Source organism: Streptomyces sp. NPDC005784 (assembly GCF_042871525.1).
Classification (GTDB): Bacteria; Actinomycetota; Actinomycetes; order Streptomycetales; family Streptomycetaceae; genus Streptomyces.
Window position 1 is genome coordinate 38,512 of the sequence record NZ_JBIAIQ010000023.1, and the last position, 8,213, is coordinate 46,724.

Sequence of the window (8,213 nt, forward strand, 5' to 3'; positions counted from 1 at the left end):
CGCGCTGAAACTGCCTGGCGGCACCTTGCGGGAACGGGATCGGGGGACTCCTCAAGGGTCCGCTGCCTCGCCGGTACCGGCAGACATGTTCGCGCGCTACGCGTTCGATACCTGGTTTGACCGGGGCGTTCCCCACCGCCCGGTTCGAGCGCTGTACCGATGACGCGGTGTGCACCGCGTCTGCCAGGACGACGGGCGGTGCGGCTCATTGTCCTCGACCGGCAAGGGCGTTCAGAAGAAATCGGTGAGACTGTTCGCAGGCGGAGGCCGCATCGCCGGATCGGCTTCTCCTTCGAGGGATTCGCCCGCCGGATGAAACCCGTTCGTGGCGGGCCGGCAAGACCTCACGATCGTCGGCCTTTTACGCTGGTCAGCGCGAGGGTGGCGGGGCCGCGCAGGGTGCACAGCAGGTGCCGGTGCAGGCCGCGGAAGTGCATAGAGTGCGGCGTGGAGGGAGTCCAGGTCAGGCGTCACAGCCGACCTTTGGACTCCCTCGCCTCATCTCATACGGGCCGGCAGGCCCTTGGCATCATTCATCCAGTCGGACCGGGAGTTGACACGTGAAACCTCAGACCACCGACGTGCGCCAGATCGCCGAACCGCGTCGGACGGCCGACCATGGCAGAACCGGCCATCGCGCCCCAACCATGCCGGCCACCGTCCACGCATCCACCGCGTCCCTCCCCGACCAGCACGACCGCCCCGCCCTGCGTGCCGCGCTCGCCGCCGCCATCGAGGACACGATCATCTACGACCTGGACGGCATCGGCCGCCAGTACGCCGCCCTGTGCGCCGAACTGCCCGGCGTCGCCGTCCGGTTCGCGATGAAGGCCTGCCCGTTGGACGAGGTGCTCGGCCACCTCGCCCGGCTCGGCTCCGGCTTCGACGCGGCGAGCCCGCAGGAGATCGCCCAGGCGCTGCGCACCGGGGTGGCCCCCGGACTGATCCACTACGGCAACACCGTCAAGTCCGACCGCAACATCGCCGAGGCCTACCGGCTGGGTGTACGCGACTACGCCACCGACTGCCTGGAGGACGTCGGCGCGATCGCCGAACACGCCCCTGGCTCCCGGGTGTTCTGCCGACTGGCGACCACCGGCGAGGGCGCGCTGTGGGGCCTCAGCCGCAAGTTCGGCTGCTCGCCCGAGGACGCCCTGCGGGTGCTCGGCGCCGCCCGGAGCGCCGGGCTGGTGCCCTCCGGCCTGTCGGTGCACGTCGGCTCCCAGCAGATGACCGCCGAGGCCTGGGTTGCGGCGGTCGACTCGCTGGCGATGGTCCTGGAGGCGCTCAGCCGGCGCGGCATCACCCTGGACCGGATCAACCTCGGCGGCGGACTGCCCGCCCTCGGCGTCCTCGACCGGCGCGGCCGGCCGTTGGAACCGCCGCGGACAAGATGTTCGTGGTGATCCGCGAGGGCGTGGAACGGCTGCGTGCCGTCAACGCCGCCCCGCTGGACTTCCTGCTGGAGCCCGGTCGCCACCTGGTCGCCGATCACGGAGCGATCCGCGCTCACGTCGCCCGGCTCTCTTCCCGGCATCGGCTCGACGGCACCCGCGAGGACTGGCTCTACCTGAGCTGCGGCAAGTTCAACGGCCTTTACGAGATGGACCAGTTGCAGTACCGCCTGGAGTTCCCCACCCGTTCCGGCGGGCAGTTCGTCGACGCCATGGTGGCCGGCCCGACCTGCGACAGCGACGACGCGTACGCCCAGGAGGACGGCCTGGTACGGGTCCCGCGCGCGATCACCTCCGGCGACCCGGTGTGGGTCCACTCCTGCGGCGCGTACGCCGCCGCCTACGCCACCCGGGGGTTCAACGGCTTCGCGCCGCTGCCGTACAGCTGCGTCGGAGCCCCGGCTCCGGACGGAGGAGGCGCATGACCGACACCCGGATCCGGCTGTTCCGGGAGGAGGACTGGTACGAGGTGGTCGCGCTGGAGGAACGCGCCTACGCCGCGAGCGGCCTGTCCGAAGGGCGGGAGGCGCTCCGCTCCCGGCCCCGCGCCTCGCCCTCGACCTGCTTCGTACTGGAGCACGCGGGTGCCTTCGGAGGCTATCTGCTCGCATTGCCGTACCCGCTGTTCCGCTGCCCGGACCTGAGCCTGGCCGAGGAAGGCGCGGCACAGGAGACCAACGGGGGAAGCAACCTGCACACCCACGACCTGGCGATCGTCGAGCGGGCGCGAGGCCGGGGCCTGGTCCGCCGGATGCAGCGGCATCTGGAGGAGACCGGGCGGGCGGCCCGCTACCGGACCCTTTCCCTGGTCGCCGTGCGCGGCTCCGAGGTGCTGTGGTCCCGGCTGGGCTACCGGGCCCGACCCGAGATCGGGCTGCCCGCGAGCTACGGTGCCGAGGCGGTCTACATGGCGAAGCCGCTGGCACCCGCTGTTACCGGTTCGACTCTCGGATCCTCTCCCAGAGCCGAAGCGGGCTGATGCGGATGTCCTCCGTATCCGACGAGTTCCGCCGCTCTCAACTGACAGTCACAGCACTGCTCTTCGTCCTCGGATTCCAGTACGCCACCTGGGTTTTTGGACACTTGCCGAGTCGCGAACGCGTTCGTCCTACCCGGACAGGCCGGCCGCAGCAGCACAGCTGATCAAAATGCCGGGGTAATCGCCGGTCTCGGCAGCAGTACCGCCGACGCCACCGCGACCATCCCCGGCACCCTCGCCACCGTCGGCACTCCACCCGAGGCCACGGCCGCCCTCGCCGAGGACCTGCTCGACCACCCTGCCGGGACGGTAAGACGTGGTACCTCGAAGGAGCTGACTCCCCTCTCGGTGGGGCCGGCACCACTACCCACGCCGGCAGTCCCACCGAACGCACGAGTTGTCGAGCACCGACAAGCGGGCCTCGCCTCTCGGCACGCGCGACAAGCGTCCACACACCGAGGTGGCCGGCAGTCGCCTCGGGCAGCGACGCGGCGAGGGTCGTACGAAGGCAACGGCGCCTGGCCGATCCCCTCACCTCGGACGACGCCGTGCCTGCGACCACTTCGCCACAGGCACAGGCACAGGCGCGGTCAAGGATCTGCTCCGCGCCTTCCGGGGCCGCATCCTGCTGAGCTCCGTGAAGCTTGACGGCGACCAGCAGGCCTTCGACCAACTCATGGACGGGGAGCGGGAGGAGCAGAGCCTGCGCTCGTCAGTAGCGCCAGCGGACGGCCTCGATGACGTCCGCATCCATGTGCATCGCGAACAGCTCCGCCTCCGCCCGCCGGACGGCCAGCACGGCCTCGTACAACTCGGGACCGAGGGCCTGCCGCAGCAGTGCGGACTTCTCGTAGGCGTCGATCGCCTCCGGCAGGCTCGCCGGGAGGCGCTCGGCCGCGCCGAGGGAGGCGGGGTCGCTCGGGGTCTCGGGCGGGAGCGGCAGGCCGGCGTCCAGGCCGGCGAGTCCGGCGGCCAGCACGCCGCCGATCTCCAGGTACGGGTTGGCGGCGGCGTCGAAGCACTTGAACTCGGCATTGGCCTGCCCGGCGGCGGAGCCGGTGATCAGGCGCAGCGCCGCCTCACGGTTCTCCAGACCCCAGCAGCGGTAGGCCCCGGCAAAGCGGGAGGGGACCAGCCGCAGGTAGGAGGCGACGCTGGGCGCGCCGAGGGTGAGCAGGGCGGGCAGCTCGGCCAGTACGCCCGCGAAGAACTGCTCGGCGTCGGGGTGCAGCCCGTGGCGGCCGGGGCCGCCGTGCCCGAGGTTCCGGCCCTCTCGCCAGAGGCTGAGATGCAGGTGGCCGCCGTTGCCGACCGAGCCCTCGGTGAAGACGGGCGCGTACGAGACCCGCAGGCCGTGCCGGGCCGAGACGGCCCGGATGGTGTGGCGCACCAGCATCGTGGTGTCGGCCGCCTCGACCGGCCCCTCGGCGGCGACCGAGACCTCGAACTGCCCGGCGGCGTACTCGGGGTGGAGCTGGAGTACGGCCAACCCCTGGGCGGTGAGGGCGCGCAGCACCTCCCGCAGGTAGTCGGAGTGCTCGATGAAACGGGTCATCCCGTACGCAGGCCCGACCGTCGCGGGGGCCTCGGACGGGTCGGCCACCACCCACTCGACCTCGATCCCGGCTCGCACCGACAGCCCGCGCCGCTCGACGGCCTCGGTGACCTGGCGGGCGAATCGGCGCTGGCAGCCGGGGTGCGGAGTGCCGTCCTGGGTGTAGCGGTCGGCCGGGGCCCAGGCCCAGCCGGGCTGGGCGGCGAGCGGCGTGAGCAGGTCGAGGTCGGGGACGAGCCGCAGGTCGCCCACCGGGCCGGTACTCGAAGGCGCAGTGGTGATGGAGTCGTCGACCAGGGCGACGTCGAAGCAGGGTACGGCGCCGACGCCGTACTCGGCGGCGTGTTCGAGCTGGGCGAGCGGGACGGACTTCACCCGGGTCAGCCCGGCGTTGTCGACCCAGCCGAACACCACTCCGTCGATTCCGTCGGCGGCGAGCTGGGCTTCGGCCGCCCGGGCCTGGGCGGCCCGCTCAGCTCGGGGGTACGTGGTGGCCATGCCGATCATGCTGGCGTTCGCGGCAGCCCAGTGGCCGGCCGGGAGTTCACTCGTCCGTGAACGGTCGGACCTGCGACGTGACTCAGGACGCGTGCGCGGGAAGTCGTCCGGGGGAAGTCTCTCCGATCGCTGGGCTTTTCAGGGCGGGCTCGGCGAGGTGAGCCGAGGGGCAGGGCGATGGCGGTGAGGCAACCGCCGACAGGTGGGGCCGGCGCTGGATCCTGCGTAACGCGCGACGGAGTGTGCGGCCGAGGCCGTCGGGTGTGTCGGAGGCGGTGTGGGTCAGTGCTCTGCGCGCGAGTGACCGGACGGCAGCCTCGACCGGGTTCAGGCCGAGCGCGTACGGCGGCGGCCGGACCGCGGTGAGTGCCGGGTCCGGGACGTGCGGGCCTTCCGCGAAGCGGTGCCGGGAGGCGTCGCGCTGTGATTTCCCGCCCGGCGCCGGAGGGTGGCGCGCGAACTCGGAAGTCACCATGAAGCAGATCACCGGTAATAGGTAAATTAGAAAAGCACTTCGCTAGGTGAGTTCGCCTCTGCAATTCGTGGCGGTCAGAACAGGGATGGCACTCGCATGAGTGAAACCCGCCGAGACCGTTTGGCCTCGACAGTCATGACTGGCTACGGTGATCGACAAGCGGACGGTTTACCTCATCGACAAGGAATTCAACCCGGCAGGGAGTCCGGCACGGGATATCGAGAATTCCGGAAATGGGTGCTTCCGCCTTCCCCGCTGTGCGTGCTCCGGAGTGCGCAGTGCCCTGGGTCCCCTGTCATACATCTGCGTAGAGAAGTTGGAGCATCATGCCGCCCGTCGTTCCGCCGTTCCTGATCGGTCTCATCGTCGCGCCCCTGGCCAAGCGTGTCCTCAAGCCACTGATGCGCGGTGTCGTCACGACGTCCGTCGGTCTTGTCATGGAGGTGAAGAAAGCGGCCCAAGAGGCCGGAGAGAACATCCACGACCTCGCGGTCGAGGTGGCTGCCGAGATGGTGGCGGCGCAGATCGCCTCCGGCGACGACCAACGGCCTACCGAGGGTGCAGCCTCGAACGCCGAGAAGGACGAGGCCAGGACTCCGAAGATCCGCGCGACCGTCGGTGCCGCGAAGGCGTAGTGACGCCCTGATGCCCGCCCGCCGCCTGGGCGCGTCTTCCTGCCGACCTCGGAAGACGGGCCCTCGCGGCGGTCGGCCGTCGGCCTTTCGGCCGCGCCTCTTCCTCTCTCTCGGACTTTCCGCTCCGTCGCAGTGAATCCGCCGTGCGCCGAATTCCGTCGCGCCCGTTTAAGGATTACCCGTGACCTCCGCAAACAGGTGATTGTACGCATGTCATCGCTTCTGGGTGCCGCAGCCGGATTCCGGTCCGCGGAATGGGACGTGAACCCGCGCTCGGTCACTCCGGGCCGTCAGCGTTGGGACGTCAAGCTGGTGCTCGGACGGCCACGGACGGCCGAGTTCCTCGCCGCCGCGCTGCGCCGCATTCCCGGGATCACCGAGGCCCGGGCCAACCCGGTCACCGGCGGGGTGCTCGTCCGGCACGATGCACGGCTGCGCGCCACGGACGTCGGCCGGATCGTCCGCAGAGCCGTCACCCTGGTCGCGGAGGATCCGACCGGAGCGGGACGCCCGACACCAGCCCGACCCGTCGCCGCACCGGCCCCGCAGGTGGACCGCGGCCAGGTCGTGCGACCGGTGCTCGCCGTCGGCGGCGGGGTCGCGGCCGGGATCGCGCTGATCAAGGGGTCGGCGCTGAGCAGGCAACTGGTGGCAGTGGGCGGGGTGGCCGCGTTGACCACGGCCGTCCTCCGGAAGGCCTGGCGCGGAACGATCGACGCGCCCCAGGAAGCGGCCGGGCCCGGCGTCGAACGTCATCCCCTGCTGGAGATCGTCGGACCGCACCGACGTCGTCTCTACGGGGCCGTTACCCTGTCCGTCGCCTGCCAGGTCTCGGAGATGGCGCTCGGTACCTTCCTCGGCTGGACCGGACTGGTCCTCATCAAGGGTGAGGCAGCTCCACTGGTTCGCCTCGGCCTGACCACCGCGTCCGCCCAACTCTTCGGTCTGGCTGGGCTGATGGCCGCAGCCTGTGCCGCCGTGGCGGGCCTCTCGTACGCCTCGAACCTCCAGTGGCGCCGACTCGGCCAGGACATCGAACACGACTGGCGCAACCGGACGTACGCCCACGTCCAGCACCTCGAACTACGGCACCTGGAAGGCGAGCGGACCACCCGGATCGCCGGCGCGCTCACCGACGACGTCCGTCAGCTGGGCGCCTTCTTCGCCACCTCGGCGGGCGACCTGCTGCACCTTGGCACCAGCCTGGCCCTCCTGGTGCCACTGTTCCTGTTGCTGGCGCCACAGATCGCCTGGATCGCGTTCCTGCCCATCCCGGTCATCGCCTGGCTGTCGTTCCACTACCAGGACAAAGTCGCGGCCGACTACGCAGTCTCCGGCGAGCACCGGGCCAAGCTGCACAGCCAGCTGGTGAACACGCTGGACGCCGGTGCCACCGTCAAGAGCTTCTGCACCGAGGACTACGAGGCCGAGCGCATCGACCGGCTCAGCGGGGAGGTCCAGGACAGCAGCCGGCGGACCGACCGGAGCACGATCCGCCACGCCGAGATCGTCCGGGTCTGCACGACCAGTTCGATGGCCGGAACCCTGCTGATCGGCGGCCGGTCGGTACTCAACGGCAGCCTGCCGTTCGAGGTGTTCAGCCCGCTCATCGGGCTGCCCCAGATGGTGTTGCTGCGGATGAACCGGCTCGGCGGCATCGTCGACCAGTACCAGCGCACGCTCGTCGCCTACGACCGGGTCCGGCGGCTGCAAGTCCTCCCCCTCGAGGCCGACGGCGACGGCGGAGCGCTCGACGCCCGGAAGGTGCGCGGCGAGATCGTCCTCGACGACGTGACCTTCGCCTATCCCGACCGGCCGCCGGTGCTGGAGGGGCTCTCGCTGGCCATTCCCGCCGGGCGGGTCACCGCCCTCGTCGGCTGCACCGGCTCCGGCAAGACGACCGTCGCCAAGCTGCTGATGCGCTTCCTGGAAACGGAGTCGGGCAGCGTACTGCTCGACGGGCGGGATGTCCGCGACCTGCCGAGGCAGGATCTGCGCCACGCGATCGGGTTCGTCGCGCAGGACCCCTTCCTCTTCGACGGCACCATCGCCGACAACATCCGCTACGGCAGCTTCGGCGCCTCGGACGAGGCCGTGGCCGAGGCGGCCAGGATGGCCGAGGCCCACGCCTTCGTCGCGACGCTGCCGGACGGCTACGACACGGTGATCGGCGAACGCGGCGCAGCCCTCTCCGGCGGCCAGCGGCAGCGGATCGCGCTGGCACGCGCGATCCTCAAGGACGCGCCGGTGGTGATCCTCGACGAAGCCACCTCCGCCGTGGACAACGAGACCGAGGCCGCCATCCAGCGCACGCTCCGTGTCTTCGCGGCCGACCGGACGATGGTGATCATCGCCCACCGGCTCTCCACGGTCCGCCACGCCGACCGGATCTACGTCATGGACACGGGCGGCGTCGTGGCCGAGCAGGGCACCCACGACGAACTCCTCGCCCTGCACGGACTCTACGCATCCCTCTGGCAGCTCCAGGCCGGAGAACTCGTCGCCTGACCCCACCAGCCGTACCACCGGCCGCCCGCCACGTGACGTCACCGCGGCCGGTGCTCCCTGGCGCGCCCTCCCCCCACCCTCCCCCCACGTCTGTCCCACTCCCGGAGGT

At 70.8% G+C, this 8,213-nt stretch carries 4 protein-coding genes and 1 pseudogene; 4 read left to right on the forward strand and 1 reads right to left on the reverse strand.

The features are described 5' to 3' along the window. Positions 1-647: 647 nt before the first annotated feature. Positions 648-1,879: pseudogene (locus ACFYR3_RS29715) on the forward strand (type III PLP-dependent enzyme). Beyond that, positions 1,876-2,433: a GNAT family N-acetyltransferase gene (locus tag ACFYR3_RS29720; protein WP_389285155.1), complete on the forward strand. Its 558-nt coding sequence runs from the start codon at positions 1,876-1,878 to the stop codon at positions 2,431-2,433. Before ACFYR3_RS29715 ends, ACFYR3_RS29720 begins: the two are co-directional and overlap by 4 nt. 712 nt (positions 2,434-3,145) lie before the next feature. Here the strand turns inward: ACFYR3_RS29720 and ACFYR3_RS29725 are convergent. Continuing rightward, positions 3,146-4,486 (reverse strand): glutamine synthetase, encoded by a 1,341-nt coding sequence (locus ACFYR3_RS29725; protein ID WP_389285156.1) that lies wholly within the window; start codon positions 4,484-4,486, stop codon positions 3,146-3,148. A gap of 801 nt (positions 4,487-5,287) precedes the next feature. On the opposite strand from ACFYR3_RS29725, the gene ACFYR3_RS29730 reads away from it, so the two are divergent. Both ACFYR3_RS29730 and ACFYR3_RS29735 read left to right on the forward strand, forming a co-directional pair. Beyond that, on the forward strand, positions 5,288-5,596 hold the full coding sequence (locus tag ACFYR3_RS29730; protein WP_355848008.1) for a DUF5132 domain-containing protein: 309 nt from the start codon (positions 5,288-5,290) through the stop codon (positions 5,594-5,596). Between the two features lie 210 nt (positions 5,597-5,806). Then, positions 5,807-8,104 (forward strand): ATP-binding cassette domain-containing protein, encoded by a 2,298-nt coding sequence (locus tag ACFYR3_RS29735; protein WP_355848005.1) that lies wholly within the window; start codon positions 5,807-5,809, stop codon positions 8,102-8,104. The last annotated feature ends 109 nt before the right edge of the window (positions 8,105-8,213 follow it).

Coding starts and splice junctions, on each gene's coding strand:
- ACFYR3_RS29720 (WP_389285155.1), top strand. CDS start 1,876: ATGACCGACACCCGGATCCGGCTGTTCCGGGAGGAGGACTGGTACGAG.
- ACFYR3_RS29725 (WP_389285156.1), bottom strand. CDS start 4,486: ATGGCCACCACGTACCCCCGAGCTGAGCGGGCCGCCCAGGCCCGGGCG.
- ACFYR3_RS29730 (WP_355848008.1), top strand. CDS start 5,288: ATGCCGCCCGTCGTTCCGCCGTTCCTGATCGGTCTCATCGTCGCGCCC.
- ACFYR3_RS29735 (WP_355848005.1), top strand. CDS start 5,807: ATGTCATCGCTTCTGGGTGCCGCAGCCGGATTCCGGTCCGCGGAATGG.